The organism is Persicobacter diffluens (assembly GCF_036244895.1).
Lineage (GTDB): Bacteria > Bacteroidota > Bacteroidia > Cytophagales > Cyclobacteriaceae > Persicobacter > Persicobacter diffluens.
The window spans coordinates 937,917-954,679 of sequence record NZ_BQKE01000001.1 but is presented as its reverse complement, the minus strand read 5'-3'; the positions used below and the strand labels follow the sequence as shown (position 1 = coordinate 954,679).

Annotated in this window: 15 protein-coding genes; 5 read left to right on the top strand and 10 right to left on the bottom strand. The window is 42.1% G+C overall.

Going from position 1 to position 16,763, the window contains the following annotated elements; translation table 11 throughout:
- Nucleotides 1-156: 156 nt before the first annotated feature.
- Nucleotides 157-840: a LysE family translocator gene (locus tag AAA970_RS04045; protein ID WP_053404115.1), complete on the bottom strand. Its 684-nt coding sequence runs from the start codon at nt 838-840 to the stop codon at nt 157-159.
- Nucleotides 841-1,261: 421 nt separating this feature from the next.
- Between AAA970_RS04045 and AAA970_RS04040 the strand changes: the two genes are divergently transcribed.
- The gene (locus AAA970_RS04040; RefSeq protein ID WP_338236056.1) at nt 1,262-1,936 is read left to right on the top strand and encodes a YggS family pyridoxal phosphate-dependent enzyme; all 675 of its coding nucleotides are present in this window, start codon (nt 1,262-1,264) and stop codon (nt 1,934-1,936) included.
- A gap of 152 nt (nt 1,937-2,088) precedes the next feature.
- Here AAA970_RS04040 and AAA970_RS04035 read toward each other — a convergent pair whose 3' ends face one another.
- The 3 genes from AAA970_RS04035 to AAA970_RS04025 all read right to left on the bottom strand — a co-directional run bounded on the left by AAA970_RS04035 (nt 2,089) and on the right by AAA970_RS04025 (nt 4,484).
- Entirely contained in the window at nt 2,089-2,640 is a 552-nt protein-coding gene (locus AAA970_RS04035) for a GNAT family N-acetyltransferase (protein WP_338236055.1), read from the bottom strand.
- Nucleotides 2,641-2,675: 35 nt separating this feature from the next.
- The gene (locus tag AAA970_RS04030) at nt 2,676-3,260 is read right to left on the bottom strand and encodes an outer membrane beta-barrel protein (protein ID WP_338236054.1); all 585 of its coding nucleotides are present in this window, start codon (nt 3,258-3,260) and stop codon (nt 2,676-2,678) included.
- Nucleotides 3,261-3,407: 147 nt separating this feature from the next.
- Nucleotides 3,408-4,484: a DUF1573 domain-containing protein gene (locus tag AAA970_RS04025; RefSeq protein ID WP_053404111.1), complete on the bottom strand. Its 1,077-nt coding sequence runs from the start codon at nt 4,482-4,484 to the stop codon at nt 3,408-3,410.
- A gap of 310 nt (nt 4,485-4,794) precedes the next feature.
- Here AAA970_RS04025 and trpS point away from each other — a divergent pair, with 310 nt between their 5' ends.
- Nucleotides 4,795-5,793 carry a tryptophan--tRNA ligase gene (gene trpS, locus AAA970_RS04020; RefSeq protein WP_060685622.1) on the top strand — a complete coding sequence of 333 codons (999 nt, stop codon included), beginning with the start codon at nt 4,795-4,797 and terminating at the stop codon, nt 5,791-5,793.
- A gap of 180 nt (nt 5,794-5,973) precedes the next feature.
- Entirely contained in the window at nt 5,974-6,363 is a 390-nt protein-coding gene (locus AAA970_RS04015; RefSeq protein WP_338236053.1) for a YciI family protein, read from the top strand.
- A 79-nt stretch (nt 6,364-6,442) separates the two neighbouring features.
- Here AAA970_RS04015 and AAA970_RS04010 read toward each other — a convergent pair whose 3' ends face one another.
- Nucleotides 6,443-8,095, bottom strand: a complete 1,653-nt coding sequence (locus AAA970_RS04010; RefSeq protein ID WP_338236052.1) for an AMP-dependent synthetase/ligase — start codon at nt 8,093-8,095, stop codon at nt 6,443-6,445.
- Nucleotides 8,096-8,315: 220 nt separating this feature from the next.
- Here AAA970_RS04010 and AAA970_RS04005 point away from each other — a divergent pair, with 220 nt between their 5' ends.
- Complete coding sequence (locus AAA970_RS04005) at nt 8,316-9,158, top strand: beta/alpha barrel domain-containing protein (RefSeq protein WP_338236051.1); 843 nt, start codon at nt 8,316-8,318, stop codon at nt 9,156-9,158.
- 421 nt (nt 9,159-9,579) lie between these two features.
- Here AAA970_RS04005 and AAA970_RS04000 read toward each other — a convergent pair whose 3' ends face one another.
- Nucleotides 9,580-9,855: a hypothetical protein gene (locus AAA970_RS04000; protein WP_338236050.1), complete on the bottom strand. Its 276-nt coding sequence runs from the start codon at nt 9,853-9,855 to the stop codon at nt 9,580-9,582.
- Between the two features lie 1,411 nt (nt 9,856-11,266).
- Nucleotides 11,267-12,292 carry an IS110 family RNA-guided transposase gene (locus AAA970_RS03995; protein WP_060688498.1) on the bottom strand — a complete coding sequence of 342 codons (1,026 nt, stop codon included), beginning with the start codon at nt 12,290-12,292 and terminating at the stop codon, nt 11,267-11,269.
- Nucleotides 12,293-12,645: 353 nt separating this feature from the next.
- On the opposite strand from AAA970_RS03995, the gene AAA970_RS03990 reads away from it, so the two are divergent.
- Nucleotides 12,646-12,942, top strand: a complete 297-nt coding sequence (locus tag AAA970_RS03990; protein WP_338236049.1) for a hypothetical protein — start codon at nt 12,646-12,648, stop codon at nt 12,940-12,942.
- A 143-nt stretch (nt 12,943-13,085) separates the two neighbouring features.
- On the opposite strand, the gene AAA970_RS03985 is transcribed toward AAA970_RS03990, so the two are convergent.
- From AAA970_RS03985 to AAA970_RS03975, 3 genes are read right to left on the bottom strand one after another with little or no spacing between them, the layout of a single operon-like run.
- Nucleotides 13,086-13,841, bottom strand: coding sequence for a succinate dehydrogenase/fumarate reductase iron-sulfur subunit (locus tag AAA970_RS03985; RefSeq protein WP_338237702.1), 756 nt, complete (start codon nt 13,839-13,841; stop codon nt 13,086-13,088).
- Between the two features lie 45 nt (nt 13,842-13,886).
- Nucleotides 13,887-15,821: a fumarate reductase/succinate dehydrogenase flavoprotein subunit gene (locus AAA970_RS03980; protein ID WP_338237701.1), complete on the bottom strand. Its 1,935-nt coding sequence runs from the start codon at nt 15,819-15,821 to the stop codon at nt 13,887-13,889.
- Nucleotides 15,822-15,843: 22 nt separating this feature from the next.
- Nucleotides 15,844-16,533, bottom strand: coding sequence for a succinate dehydrogenase/fumarate reductase transmembrane subunit (locus AAA970_RS03975; protein ID WP_060685618.1), 690 nt, complete (start codon nt 16,531-16,533; stop codon nt 15,844-15,846).
- Between the last annotated feature and the right edge of the window lie 230 nt (nt 16,534-16,763).

Below are 16,763 nucleotides of genomic sequence, written 5' to 3'. Positions count from 1 at the left end.
CCCCTCATTCGCTCAATAAAAACCCATCAATATAAATAAAATCATAAGTATAGCGCCAATAATTATATCAATAACAATCACAAATTTCTCCCTCAAGGGATATAAAAAAAGCACTGATCCCAAAAATCAGTGCTTCCTTTCGAACAAATGCTCGCTTTATAACTCTTTCAAAAACTCTACATCCGGTCCTTTTCTACTACCGGGATAATAATGATCCTGATAGGCATCAAAGAGTAATTTCATACCAAAAACCATTAATACCACCCCAATAATCAAATTCAATCTTCGTAATAGTTTAACGGTAATGATCTGACTCAACCGATGCGCGGCATAAGCCTTGGTTAAATCAACTGAAAATACACTCACAATAATCCCCACAAAAAACAGATGTCGATCCATTGGGGTATAGGATTGATTAGTGGTAATGATGCCCACCATTGCGATCCAAAACAAGACAATCCCCGGGTTCATTCCATTCAGGAAAAAACCCTTTAGAAACTGACCGAAATGTCCCACTTTAGAAATAGTCGTTGTGGCACGATTCTCCATTCGCTGGGGAGCTTTGGGAGGCCTTAACAATAACAGTCCCGCATACACCACCATCACCAAGCCACCGACCGTCGCCATCATTTCATGCACCTCCGGATTATCTACCAAGGAGGTCACTCCGATATAACTCAACAATATATAAAGTGCGTCGGAAGTGGAGATTCCCACCGCCAGCGTGGCCCCTGCTCTAAAACCTTTATGAATACTTGTTTGAATTAATGCAAAGAAAGCCGGCCCTACCATGAACGCCAGCAACACTCCAAACATTACTCCTTTAAAAAATCCTAACATAATTAATTCCCATTCCCAATAACCAAATCCAAATTTTAGGACCAGTCACAAACGCACAAATTTAGGGCGCAAACTTTAATTTTCCCACCACCACAAATTATTTATATCGCATTATGACGATTTCATCATTCAAACAGGCTTTCTCCAGGCAATAAAGCGCCAAACCAAACACCTTATCCTTCCCTCTTACCACCATATCATTACGGCACGCCAAAAAAAAAATTACTACCAGAATTAGGCTAAAATACTAATCTCCTTCTGATTCATTGAAAAAAACAAAAGGAGCGCCATTTCTTCATCTGCCTTTCTTACCGCTAATTACTGATCTTAGCAGCAATAAACCGACACGACCGCCTCCCTTCACCTTTTTCATTTTCCAGCTTTTCAATTAATTTGCAATCCGAATTCAAAAAGCAAAAACATGTCAATTGCAGATAACCTGAATGCTTTCAATCAGCAACTAGCCGGCACTTCTGCCAAATTAATTGCTGTAAGTAAAACCAAACCACTAGAAGATATCCAAACCGCCTATGCCGCCGGACAGCGGGCATTTGGTGAAAACAAAGTGCAGGAAATGGCCGAAAAAGCGGCCAAATTGCCCGAAGATATTCAGTGGCACCAAATCGGTCATTTACAAACGAATAAGGTAAAATACATTGCCCCTTTCGTTCATTTGATTCATTCGGTGGACAGCATCAAGCTGATGAAGGAAATTAACAAGCAGGCTGCGAAAAACGAACGTGTTATTGACTGCCTATTACAAATTCATATTGCGGAGGAAGAATCCAAATTTGGCCTTTCTTTCGAAGAAGCGGCTGATATTATGGGGCAAATTGCAGGAGCATACCCGAATTTAAGGATTGTGGGATTAATGGGCATGGCGACCAATACGGAAGATGAGGCGCAGGTCAGAAAGGAGTTTGCCGGCCTTAAAAAATTCTTCGACATTCATAAAACAAAGGAACTATGTGAGAATGTAGACCTTAAAGAAATCTCCATGGGCATGAGCGGGGACTACCAAATTGCGGTAGAAGAAGGCAGCAGCATGGTAAGGGTAGGCTCCGCCATTTTTGGAGCAAGAAATTATGCAGTTTAAAAGTAATATCTAAAAATAAAAAAGCCTGCAAAAGCCTGGGTAGGATGAAATCCCTTTTCCCGGTATTTTGCAGGCTTTTTAGCTTCCCAGTCCAATTTCTAAAAGAAAGTCTCTCATTTCAGCTTTTACCATTTCCTGGAAAAAACAGGTACTCAGATGGTCGACAGCTTTTCCAAATCTTCTTTTTTTAACTCATACTGATTCACACTTTGCTCAAAACTAAAAGAGCCCGGAATAGTAAAATAATTTTTTTTGAACTTAAAGCCAATCTTCTTCAAAGTGGCATTGGGCGCTTTGTTTTCTGCATAGGGCTCACACCACAGTCGTTTTAATTGAAGCCGCTCAAAGAAAACCGGTATGGATTCCAACACCATTTGAGCACCAACACCCATTTTTCGATGAGATTCGTGCCAAATATGTAAATGCATATGCGCCTCTTCTCCAAAAGTGATCTGATTTACGTTACAATGCCCAATGGGCTCCCCCTTAAGGGTTGCGATCATGGCCAGAGACTCCTTTTCCTGATCCTCTGTATCCAGCTGCCGGTATAAAAAAGATTCCATCTCTTCCCTGCTGGGCAAACAGTTTAAATCCACCCCCATTCCAAGCAGGTGATCTGCACTTGAGGTAAACCAATAGTCTGAAATCAAAGCAATGTCTGACTCCAGTAAGTCCCGAATTTCGAGTAGGTTGTTTGTTCCCATGTCCATCAATTAAAAAAATTTATGGGAACAATTTATTAAAAACGGTAAGCCGCACCTATTCTAAAGCCGGAATTAAGCAATAATTGACGACCTGTTCCATTCCCGGTCAACATCAGTCCATGAACATTTACAAAGGGCTGTAAAGATAAGAGTAATTTTTCCAGGGGTAATTGCAGCCCTAAAGCCAAGCCGGCCCCAACCCCGGACATGGATTTCCAAAAAGGAGTGTTCAGGTCTTTATCAAATAGTAAACCCGCCTCATAAAAGAAAAATGGGCTTACCTCGTGGTGAAACATCAATGGAATGGAAAGAAACTCCTGGTGAAAGGCATTCGGAGTCATATCACGGTCCGGCATAAATTCCGGAGCAGATTCTCCGATGCTTCGGTGGTACATTAATCCAGACTTTAAAGCAATTTCAGGGCTGAGGTAATAGGAATAATTTAACTGCAGGCCAAAACCATCCTTACCATTTGTGCTACCTCCTCCATCCATGCTGGATGATACAATGTATGCGGCATTATGGTATCCAATCTCTAATCCAACTTGGTGCCTTTCCTGAGCATAAATATCGTTTAGCCCTGCCAACATCAGGACAATAAAAAGTGCTAATCGTTTCATTTTTTTAAGTAGGTTACCCCCCTAATGTAAAAATAAAAACAAAATACACTATTAGAAAAAGATTAATCATTAACCATAAAACACAAAAAAGCAGCAAGTTTACGCTTGCTGCTTTCCGTATCTTTAAGAAATGAGAAAGGCGATTAATTAGCCATTCACTTTCCCCTTCAAAGTCACGACCTGAGTTGGGTTCGCTGGATCATTAGAGAAAATGGTTACCGTCTTATACTGATTTCCTTTTCTGCCTTTGGAGTTGAATACCACCTTGATGACCGATTGCTCACCAGGCGCTAAAGTCATTTTTGGCAATTCCGGTACCGTACAACCACAGTTTGCTTTGGTTTTACGGATATTCAAAGGTTGCTTGCCATTGTTGCGAATCACGAAATCATGTTCTACTTTTTGGCCTTCATTGACAGTGCCAAAATCATAAGTCGCACCGCTGATGTTCAGTTTAGGCGCCTGCGCCAGCTCAGAGCTGGTCATTGGAGGGAAATACTCTTCCACCGTAGCGACTACTCTCAAAGATTTCTTGGCATCAGCCCCTGCCTCATCAGTGGTAATGGTTACCTGATCGCTTAAGAACCCAAGATCATCTTTAGCTGCAGGATCATAGGTGATAGAAATCTTCCCTTTTTCCTGTGGCGCTAAAATATTCTTAGAAAAAGAAACCTCAATATGGTCAGGAGAGGTCGCTCCTTTCAGGGTCAACGTCTTTTCGGAATCATTCATCATATCGAATGTCTTGGTGACCTCCTTCTGATTGGTTAATTTACCCATATTGAAGGAACGGTACTTTATACGAAGCGCTCCCAGCTGCGTAGGCAAATCATCCTTCGGCGTACGTGGCCTTGGCTCCACTTTCCCTTTGATGTACAAATACTGCACATTAGGATCTGCATTAGAAGTGATGGTCAATGATTTGTGGAAAGATCCGGGACGACCTTTCGGGTTATAGGAAGCCTTAATAAATCCTTCCTTGCCTGGTAATATCGGCTCTTTTGACCAGGCCGGGGTGGTACAGCCACAAGATGCCCTTACATTGGAAATTTGTAATGGAATTTGGCCTTCATTCTTGAATTTAAATTCATAGGTTACCGGGCCATCCGCTTCTTTAATCTCTCCGAAGTCATGTGTTTGCTCTACAAAGGTGATTTTTGCCTGCTGTCCCATGGTCGCAAAAGAAATGACCATTGCCAACAACATTAATGGGAATCGTTTCATATTCAATCATTTTTAGTCTGAAGTTCCAGACCACGTCTTTTAATGTTGGGGTTTTAACGCGAATTACTCTCCGCTGGATTTCAAAAATGAAGCGGTGAATAATTCGGCTTAATAAACCGTCCCCAAATATATTCCAATTTTTTTATTTACGAATGAATACTCCGAACTGATTCTATTCTTTAACATTCAGATAACTATAATCCCCTCCTGCTGGTCAGCCGGAAATTCGTATATTTTTGTAACTTGCAGGCTATGGCAGCGAATGCTGTATGGAAGAGCAATTTTTTACATTAGATAAATCAATAAATCCATGGCTAGGATTTTAACAGGAATTCAATCCTCCGGAGGAACCCCTGAAAACCCCGGGCGTCCGCATTTAGGCAACATTTTGGGTGCCATTCAGCCTGCTATTGAATTAGCGCAGGAGGAGAAAAATGAAGCATTGTACTTCATTGCGGATTTACACTCGCTAACAACGATTAAGGATGCGAAGCAGCGTCTGCAAAATGTATATAATGTAGCCGCCACCTGGCTGGCTTTTGGCTTGGATGTAGAAAAAAACATCTTTTACCGCCAGTCGCATATCCCAACCACCACGGAATTGACCTGGTTCCTGAGTTGCTACACACCATTCCCTATGCTTCAGAATGCCCACTCCTTCAAGGACAAGGCAGATAAGCTTTCTGACGTGAATGCCGGTTTGTTTACCTATCCGGTATTGATGGCGGCTGATATTTTGCTTTATGATGCAGAAATAGTACCGGTAGGGAAAGACCAGAAACAGCACCTGGAGATGACCCGCGATATGGCGAGCAGCATGAACCACCGCTATGGAGAAGATCTGTTTGTAGTACCGGAGGCGAGCATCAGTGATAAAGTGATGATTATTCCCGGAACGGATGGCCAGAAGATGTCCAAGTCCTACAACAATGTGATTGACATTTTCCTTCCAAAAAATCAATTAAAGAAGCAGGTGATGAGCATTGTCACGGATTCTACTCCTTTGGAAGAGCCTAAAAATCCGGATACCTGTAATGTTTTTGCGATCTACAAGCTATTGGCTTCTGAAGAGCAAATTGCAGAGATGCGTCAAAACTATGAAGCTGGCGGTTACGGCTTTGGTCATGCCAAAAAAGCTTTACTAGAACTGATCCTGGAGAAGTATGAGACTCCTCGGGAACGTTTCAATTATTATATGGAAAACCTGGACGAGCTGGAAGAAATCCTACAAAAAGGGGAAGAAAAAGCAAGGGCTTTGGCCAATAAAAAAATCGACCAGGTTCGCAAGGCATTAGGTTTCGGGAAATAATCACGAAATTTATAAAAGCAAGAAAGCGGGGAAAGTTCAATGAGCTTTCCCCCTTTTTTATGGCTTTTTTTCGATCAGGGATAAACCTTTAAGGGGATCTCCGTTTATATTTCAAAGATTTCTTTAAATTTAATCTACGAAATCAATCAGGACCAAACAGGATTTAGTAAATTTCGGCCGATGAAAGATTACATGATTCTTATATTCCCAGAAGGAAGCCCAGAGAAGCACCAACCAGAGCAAGGGGGCAATGATAACATTTCGGATATCGGTCGATACCTGGAAAAATTATCCCTACAGGGACATTTAAAAGAAGCGCAACCCTTTGATCCGGGCGCGGTCACCATTCGGGGTAGTCAGGGAGATTTTGAAGTAACTTCTATTCCACCGAATGAGGTGGATTCGGCAGGTTATTACATTATCACGGCAGAAAATATGCAGGAAGCGGTCAATATCGCCAAGAATGACCCTCGTTTTAACCAGGGGAAATGGCGGATGGAAATTCGCTCGGTGATGCAAATTGAAGGCATTGATGACGAAGCGGCCATTATTGACAATTCTTTAGAATAAAAAAAATCAACATAACAGGAAATAAAAAAAGACGACTCTTGCGAATCGTCTTTTTTTATTTACTAACCTTTCTCTTGTTTTACTGCCCGTAATTCGGCACATAAAGTGGACGCTTAATTTTCTTGGTAGGCGTCATAATAAAAGGCTCAGACTGCAACCTGATCTTCTTCACACGAGCGGAGGCTGCCAATTTCTTATTGGTTTCCTTCATCACATTGCTCAGGATTCCATCCACATGCTTTTGCATGGCTTCATTGGACAAGTGGTGCCCGTTCAACTCATTTTCGATATAGGATAAATCCGGATAAACTCTGGCAGTAACCAAATTATTTTCCGCATAAACCAAAGCCTCTTCCACATATAAAGATTCCTTCAATTTATCCTCCACCACTTCCGGATAGATATTTTCTCCTGAAGGGCCAATGATCACATTCTTCGTTCTTCCGCGGATATACAAATAACCTTCCTCATCCATATAACCTCGGTCTCCGGTGATCAACCAACCATCTTCAGTGAATACTTCCTCAGTGGCTTTATCATTTTTCAAATACCCCTGCATCACATTTGGACCCTTTACCAGGATATCTCCAACGCCCTTATCATTTTGCTCTACGATCTTCACCGTACAGCCTTGGGTAATTTTCCCGACAGAGCCCATTTTAGCATCCTCCGGCGGACAACAAGCCACTACCGGCGCCGCCTCTGAAAGACCATAACCCGGAGCAAATGGAATCTTAGCATCTTTCAGGAATTGCTCTACCTCCCGGTTCAGGCTGGCACCACCGATGATCGCCCCTTTCAATCGACCACCGAACATCTTCATGATCTTGGTCCCGATCAGGCGATACACCAAACGACGCCCCACCGCACTTTTTACCAACTTTGAGAATATCTTACTCTTATTGATTTTTGGCAAAACCTGCTTATGGAAGATCTTCTCAAAGATCAATGGTACGGCACACAAAACGGTTGGCCTCACTTCTTCCATAGCAGCCAACAACAATTTTGGTGTAGGCTTTCTTCTCAGGAAGTGAATTTCTGAGCCATGGTAAATACCACCAAGAAACATCGCGGTCCCCCCAAAAGCATGTGCCAACGGCAAAATACCCAACACCACAGAGGTGGAATCCATAATCCCAATCTGAGAAGAACTCAATATGGCATTGGAAACTATATTTTTGTGGGAAAGCATTACTCCTTTGGAGTGCCCGGTAGTCCCGGAAGTGTATAAAATTTCTGCCAGATCATCTTCCTGCACTTCCACCTTCTCCTGCTCCCGCTTTTCGATTGGCTTAAGTGGCTCCGACAATACCCCAAAACTATCTAAGCTAAAAACCTTCAGTTTAGGCAAACGAGAAAGTGAAGTGGATTCATGAATATTCTCCGCAATAAAAATCGCTTTGGATTCAGAGTGCTTAATGATATGATCGATATCGTTTGGCGTTACTTCGTCCATTACCGGTACTGCCACCGCTCCCATGGTCGTAATCGCCAAAAAGGCTACGCACCAATTCGGGGAGGGTGCCCCCAATATCATGACACGATCACCATATACTATATTTGATTCCTCGAGCTGTAAACGCACATTCACTACTTTTCTGCCAAATTCGGCATAAGTAATCGGGCTTTGTCCCACATAAGCCAATGACTGCTTAGCATGGTACTGTTCCACGACGTGCGCAAAAAATTGATCAAGGGTTTGTTTTTTCAATCCCATTATTCCGTCTCTCATTATTATACAGGTCGGCAAAAATAGAAATTCATAAGGATATTTTTCGGAATCCGACTGAAAAATTATATCTGCCCTATTATAATTTACACTGATTCAAAACGGAAACCCCAGGAAGTCAAATCTTTGGTATCTATTTCTTGCTCAGCTATTCACAAAACACTAAATTCTACTAAAACGTTTCAATCTGAATTTTTCCTTATTTCATACTATCGGACTCCTTATGATAAAAATAATTGATTGCCCCAGAGATGCCATGCAGGGATTGGAGGAATTTATTCCTACTGCCCTAAAAATAGAATACCTGAATCAATTATTAAAAGTCGGCTTTTCAGCCCTGGATTTTGGAAGCTTCGTTAGTCCAAAAGCCATCCCGCAAATGCGGGATACGGCCGAAGTATTAGCACAGTTAGACAAAACCGAGCAAGAACTTATCGCCATAGTCGCCAATTCCCGAGGCGCAGAAGAGGCCTTAACCTTTAAGGAGATCAGCCACTTAGGATTTCCTTTATCCATTTCCGAAACCTTCCAGCAACGCAACACCCGAAAATCCATAGAGGAAGCCTGGGCAGCGCTGCAAAACATTCAAAACCGCTGCATTGGTAAGCGCCGCCAACTAATTGTATACCTCTCCATGGCCTTTGGAAATCCCTACCAAGAAGCCTTTCATCCCGAAATGCTCTTGTCATTTTTAGCAAAACTACAAGAGATGGAAGTCCACACTGTTATGATTTCCGACACTATTGGCAATGCAGAGGTGAAAGCAATCCAAAACACCTTCCACTTGTGCCATCAGGCATTTCCTCAAATGGAAATTGGCATGCATTTACATTCCACCCCCTACAATTCAAAAAGCAAAATAGAAGCCGCGCTGGAGGCTGGTGTCACCAGATTGGATGGGGCGCTGGGGGGATATGGCGGGTGCCCGATGGCCAAAGAAGAGTTAACGGGAAATATCGATAGCAGGCTAATACTAGACACCTTAAAAGAGAAAAACATCAATTTCTCCATTAATGAAGAAGCCCTTTTGAGGGCTCAAAAAATCGGTCAAAAGATTTTTCATTAAAGGGGTAAGCGAGCTTGAATTGATATAAAGGTTGTATTAAGCCACTGATTAGCCGAATTGGTTCTGATTGTTGAGGTGGTGTTTTTTTTGCCACAAATGACGCTAATTTTCACAAATGGATTTTTCGTTAGTGAAACCACCAATTGAAGTGTTTTTTAACCACGAATGGCACCAATTTACACGAATTATTTTTAGAGTGATTTAGGCAATGCACGTTGCCGTGGAGACTTACTATCACAATGATCGGTCTCGCTTAATTTTTTATTGTACTTGCTTTGGGTGAGAAGTTGCAAAGAAGAATTTTTTGCCACGAATGAGGCGAATGTTCACGAATGATTTTTAGAGTGAGGATAGCTGCGAAACCTTCCATCACAACAATCGGCCTTGAGCAATGGGTGGTCAGGCAAGGGTTCTGCTGGCGTTAAGAAGGCATCACAGCGACATTTCTGCAAGATTTCACTAGTCTTCTGCCCGCCCCAAATGTCGCCTTGATGGATTCCGGCAGCAGGTTCCTTGGCCCGCCAACATTGATCACAGCCTTGATTTTTTTGTTTCGTTTTTTATCAAGAAAAAATGAAAAAGGAATTTTGTAAAGCTTGGATTGGTGGAGAGAATTTTTAACCATGAATGGCACTAATTTACACGAATTATTTTGAGGATGGATTGGGGGATGCACTTTGCCGTGGAGTCTTGCCATTACAAGGACTAGTCTTGCTTAATTTTTTATTGTACTTGCTTTGGGTGAGAGGTTGGGTAGGAGTTTTTTTTGCCACAAATGACGCGAATGTTCACGAATGATTTTTAGAGTGAGGGTAGCTGCGAAAACTTCCATTATAACAATCGGCCTTGATCAATGGGCGGATCGGCAAGGGTTCTGCTGGCGATAAGAAGGCATCACAGCGACATTTCTGCAAGATTCCACCAGTCTTCTGTCCTCTCCAAATGTCACCTTGATGGATTCCGGCAGAAGGTTCATTGGCCCGCCAACATTGATCACAGCCTTGATTTTTTGTTTCGTTTTTTATCAAGAAAAAATGAAAAAGGAATTTTGTGAAGCTGGGATTGGTGGAGAGAATTTTTAACCACGAATGGCACTAATTTACACGAATTATTTTTAGAGTGAGGGTAGCTGCGAAACCTTCCATCACAACAATCGGCCTTGAGCAATGGGCGGATCGGCAAGGGTTCTGCTGGCGTTAAGAAGGCATCACAGCGACATTTCTGCAAGATTTCACCAGTCTCCTGTCCTCTTCAAATGTCGCCTTGATGGATTCCGGCAGAAGGTTCATTGGCCCGCCAACATTGATCACAGCCTTGATTTTTTGTTTCGTTTTTTATCAAGAAAAAATGAAAAAGGAATTTTGTGAAGCTGGGATTGGTGGAGAGAATTTTTAACCACGAATGGCACTAATTTACACGAATTATTTTGAGGATGGATTGGAGGATGCACTTTGCCGTGGAGTCTTGCCATTACAAGGACTAGTCTTGCTTAATTTTTTATTGTACTTGCTTTGGGTGAGAGGTTGGATAGGAGTTTTTTTTGCCACAAATGACACGAATGTTCACGAATTATTTTTAGAGTGAGGGTAGCTGCGAAACCTTCCATCACAACAATCGGCCTTGAGCAATGGCAATGGGCGGATCGGCAAGGGTTCTGCTGGCGTTAAGAATGCATCACAGCGACATTTCTGCAAGATTTTACCAGTCTCCTGTCCTCTTCAAATGTCGCCTTGATGGATTCCGGCAGCAGGTTCATTGGCCCGCCAACATTGATCACAGCCTTGATTTTTTTGTTTCGTTTTTTATCAAGAAAAAATGAAAAAGGAATTTTGTGAAGCTTGGATTGGCGGAGAGAATTTTTAACCACGAATGGCACTAATTTACACGAATTATTTTTAGAGTGATTTAGGCAATGCACGTTGCCGTGGAGACTTACTATCACAATGATCGGTCTTGCTTAATTTTTTATTGTAATTGCTTTGGATGAGAAGTTGGATAGGAGTTTTTTTTGCCACGAATTCTCTCATGGTAAAGTCAAGCTTTTTCATTTATTTTAGTACAATTTTACTCTATTTTTTTCGAAAGACTCATTTCTCCAAATCATCCAATTATGCCACCTCAGCATTCCTCCAATTAGGTTCATATTCCTTACTGTATGGCCGGTCATCCCGAATGACCGCGTACATTTTCCTCACTAGTTTATCAGTTAGAGCGATCATCACAGAATAATGTTCTTTACCTTCTGAAGTCTTTCTTTTATAGTACCTGTATTCCTCTGAGTCCTTTACATTAAGCAGGCTTAGAGCGCCCATAAAAAGCAACGATTTCATCTTCCTGTTGGCTTTGTAGGAAACTTTATTTTTAGACCTTACGCTCGTTCCGGAAGTGTATCTAAAGGGCGCTATTCCGCTATGACAAGCAAATTTTTTTGCGGTTGTAATTTTGGTAAACCCCAAAGTCTCAATAATTACATTCAGTGCTATCTGCAAACCAATGCCTTTTATAGAGGTCAAAAGCTTCAAATACCTCTTTAGCTTTGGATCTTCATGTATTACCTCCTTTATTTCTTGGTCTAGTTGTTTGATTTGGCTATCCAGCAACTTGATCCTTGCCTTGTTTCTTTTCGCTCTTCCTTTATAAATCTCGGGAGAAATAAAATCTTTATGATCCGACTGCTGGGCTTGAAATTTCGCTCTGTCTTTTACCAGTAATCGACGCTCTGAACGCAAATAACGAAGATATTCAATTGACTTTTCCCCTAATTCAATGGGGGAGTACTTATCTCTAAAACGACGTCCGTATTCCGCTATTCGATATGCATCCACCTTGTCATTTTTCCCCCTTTGCAGCCCCTGGCTATGCTTAATTTCATAACCAGATTGTAGCCAAAGGCTCAAGCCTAATTCCGAGCATACCCGAATCAATGGATAGGTGTAAATTCCGGTATGTTCCGCAATAATGAGCGTGTTTTCACCCGACAACTGATAAAGCTTACACAACTCAAACAAACCGGTAGTGATGGCATCATCAGTATTATCAATAGGCTCAAATTCAATCGACTGATCCAGTGAAATAAGATGGAGTTCCAGACTTCCCTTACTTACATCAATACCTAAATAATGGTTAAAATCCATATCAATACAATTTTAGAAACCATGACTCAAATACCACCTAAAAACCTTATCAAATCTGATCTCTCATGCAGGTCCTGTCTGAGTCAAAGGGTTAGTTGTTAGAATTCGTATAGGTCTTACCTGGACGCAAAATGAAGTTCACTAACCCTTATGGTTTCAGGTTCTAGAATTGAAACCAATATCATTAAAGTTATATTTAACTCAAAATCAACCTCTAACATCTGATTGTAAATTACTTGGATTAATCCTACCCGTTTCTGCATTGCAAACCTAAGGTGACGCGAATTTTCACAAATGATGTTTAGAATGTGGGTAGCTGCGAAACCTTCCATCACAACAATCGGCCTTGAGCAATGGCAATGGGCGGATCGGCAAGGGTTCTGCTGGCGTTAAGAAGGCATCACAGCGAGATTTCTGCAAGATTTCACCAGTCTCCTGTCCTCTTCAAATGTCGCCTTGATGGATTCCGGCAGCAGGTTCATTGGCCCGCCAACATTGATCACAACCTTGATTTTTTGTTTCGTTTTTTATCAAGAAAAAATGAAAAAGGAAAGAAGGATATCTCCCTATATCGCGGACTGGGCAAATTGGCGCTGATTATGAATTTAGTGTTTTTATTTGCCACGAAGAACGCGAATGTTCACGAATGAATTTTTAAAACTATCCGCAATGAATCAGCCATCTTTAAATATTTAAATCTCAGCTCATCAACCCTACCTGTCTCAGAAAAATTTAGGCAAAAAAAAGCCGGGAAAATCCCGGCTTTTACGACAACATTATTTTCACAAAATAATTAGTGCTCAGTAGAAATCGCAGCACCGAAGTAATCGCGATTCATACGCGCGATGTTCTCCAATGATACTCCTTTTGGACATTCTGCTTCACAAGCACCTGTGTTAGTACAAGCACCGAAACCTTCTTCGTCCATTTGATTTACCATCGCCAATACACGACGGCTTTTCTCTGCCTGACCTTGTGGCAACAAGGAGAACTGAGAAACTTTAGCAGAAACGAATAGCATTGCAGAAGCGTTCTTACAAGCTGCTACACATGCTCCACAACCAATACAAGTCGCTGCATCCATTGCTTTGTCTGCTATTTCCTTTGGAATCGGAATAGCGTTCGCATCAGGAATACCACCAGTATTGATAGATACGTAACCACCAGCCTGCTGAATACGATCAAAAGCAGTACGGTCCACTACCAAATCCTTGATTACCGGGAAAGCAGCTGCTCTCCAAGGCTCAATAGTGATTACCCCACCGTCCTGGCTATTAAACTCACGCATGTGCAACTGACAAACGGTGATTTCTTCACCTGGTCCATGAGGACGACCATTGATGAACAAAGAACACATCCCGCAGATACCTTCACGACAATCGTGATCGAAGTATACCGGATCTTCGCCTTTGTGCAACAAGTCTTCGTTCATGATATCCAACATCTCCAGGAAAGAAGAATCAGGAGAAACGTTGGTAACAGGATACTCTTTGAATTCGCCTTTAGCGGCCGCGTTTTTTTGTCTCCAAACTTTCAGAGTGAAGTTCAGACCTTTATGATTACTCATGATTATTTCAGTTTAAATGCTCAAGGATTATTTGTAGGAACGTTGAGTCAACTTCACATTCTCGAATACCAACTCTTCTTTGTTAAGCTTAGCTGGCTGATCGTCGCCTTGGTATTCCCAACATGAAACAAATGCAAATTCGTCATCTTTACGAAGTGCCTCTCCTTCAGGAGTCTGAGACTCTTCACGGAAGTGACCACCACAAGACTCCGTACGGGTCAAGGCATCGTCCACCATCAACTCACCTAACTCTAAGAAGTCAGCGATACGCAATGCTTTCTCCAAAGTCAAGTTCATTTCTTCGTTGATACCAATCAACTTCACACCTGCCCAGTACTCTTTACGAAGCTTCTGAATCATGCCTTTGGCCTTCTTCAATCCTTCTTCGTTACGCGCCATACCGCAGTATTCCCACATGATCAAACCAAGCTCTTTGTGGAATTCGTCCGGAGTTTTCTCTCCTTTAGAAGTCAACAAGATATTGATACGGTCACGTACTTCTTTCTCCGCTTCTTCGAAAGCTGGGTGAGAAGTAGGAACTTTATCGTATGGAGTTTGCGCCAAATAATCACCGATAGTGTAAGGGATTACGAAATAACCATCAGCAAGACCCTGCATCAAAGCAGAAGCTCCCAAACGGTTACCACCGTGATCAGAGAAGTTACACTCACCGATGGCATACAAACCAGGAATGGTTGTCATCAAATTGTAATCTACCCAAAGACCACCCATTGTGTAGTGGATCGCAGGATAAATCATCATTGGTGTTTTGTATGGATTATCATCTGTGATTTTCTCATACATCTGGAACAAGTTACCGTATTTCGCACGGATCACATCCTCGCCATCACGCTCGATAGCCGTTTTGAAATCCAAGAATACCGCCAAACCTGTTTCATTCACACCTTTACCCGCATCACACATGTTCTTAGCGTTACGTGAAGCTACGTCACGAGGCACCAAGTTACCGAATGATGGGTAAATACGCTCTAAGTAGTAATCTCTATCCTCTTCCGCGATTTCAGTAGGCTTAATTTCACCTTTCTGAAGCTTCTGAGCCATTTCTACCGTCTTAGGAACCCATACACGACCATCGTTACGCAAAGACTCAGACATCAAAGTCAACTTAGACTGCTGCGTACCGTGTACTGGAATACAAGTTGGGTGAATCTGCGTGAAACATGGGTTTCCGAATTGTGCACCTTTCTTGTATGCTCTCCAAGCGGCAGTACCGTTACATCCCATCGCGTTAGTCGACAAGAAGAATACGTTACCGTAACCACCTGTTGCCAATACTACAGAGTGTGCAGAGTGACGCTCGATCGCACCAGTCACCAAGTTACGGGTGATGATACCACGTGCTTTACCGTCCACCAATACAAGATCCAACATCTCATTACGAGTGTAAAGCTTAACTTTACCAGTTTTCACCTGACGAGACAATGCCGAGTAAGCACCCAACAACAACTGCTGACCAGTCTGTCCTTTAGCGTAGAAAGTACGAGATACCTGTGCACCACCAAAAGAACGGTTATCTAACAATCCACCGTACTCGCGAGCGAAAGGTACACCTTGCGCTACACACTGGTCGATAATGGCGTTAGATACCTCTGCCAAACGATAAACGTTAGCCTCTCTTGAGCGGTAGTCACCACCTTTGATAGTATCGTAGAAAAGACGGAAGATAGAGTCACCGTCATTTTTATAATTTTTTGCTGCGTTGATTCCCCCCTGTGCTGCAATAGAGTGCGCACGACGAGCAGAATCTTGGTAGCAGAATGCCTTTACATTGTATCCTAGCTCACCGAAGGAAGCTGCGGCAGAAGCACCAGCCAAACCAGTACCTACTACAATAATGTCATATTTACGCTTGTTGGCAGGGTTAACCAACTTCAAATTGAATTTGTGCTGGCTCCACTTTTCAGCCAAAGGTCCCTGAGGAATTTTATTATCTAACATGATATGAACAATATTAGGATCTCAATTAACTAAAGAAAATGTACAATGGCATGATCGCGTAACCAATAGCCATGATTACCGAAAATGCAGCGCCAAATCCTTTGATGAATTTATTGTAGGACTTATGGTTTAAACCCAAAGTTTGGAATGCCGACTGGAATCCGTGGTTCAAGTGGATACCCAAACCAACAATACCGATAAGGTAAATGGCCAAAGCTACTGGCTGCTTGAAAGTTTCAATTACCAATGAAGCGATATCACGGTACTGAACACCTTCGATGGTCACCATTTTGAATTCGTAAGGAATCCAACCCATTTTGTAGCGAGCCCAGAAATGGTAAAGGTGCAATACCAAGAATACCAAAATCATAGAACCCAACAACATCATGGAGCGAGATGCCCATGAACTGTTTGCTTTAGCGTCCTGAACAGCGTAAGAAACCGGGCGCGCTTTTTTGTTACGCAAAGTCAAAGTAATCGCGTAAAGTACGTGCGCGATAATTGCTGCGTACATCCCGTAGGAAACTGCGTGAATCAATCCATTGGTGGACATAAATGCTGCGTATGTGTTAAATGCAGCCCCTTCATCACCTTTCAAAATCTGAAGGTTTCCAATAAGGTGTACAATCAGGAAAGTAACCAAGAATAGTCCTGTCAGGGACATGATCACTTTTTGGCCTAACGTGCTGTTAAGCGTTTGTTTTACCCAACTCATCTTTAAAAATTTAAATGAACATTAACCGGAAAATAATTAACTCGCTTCAAAGATACATCTGTGACATTTTCTCAATTATGAGTTGCATCATAATCGAATTATTTTGAACATTTCTAAACAAGAGATTTCCAAGGCCTGCGAAAAAGGAACTATTTGATGAACTAGGCAGGTTTATCAATATTTTTCAAATTTGAGAATGTTTTTTAACCAACTCAGCAGCAAGGGAATCG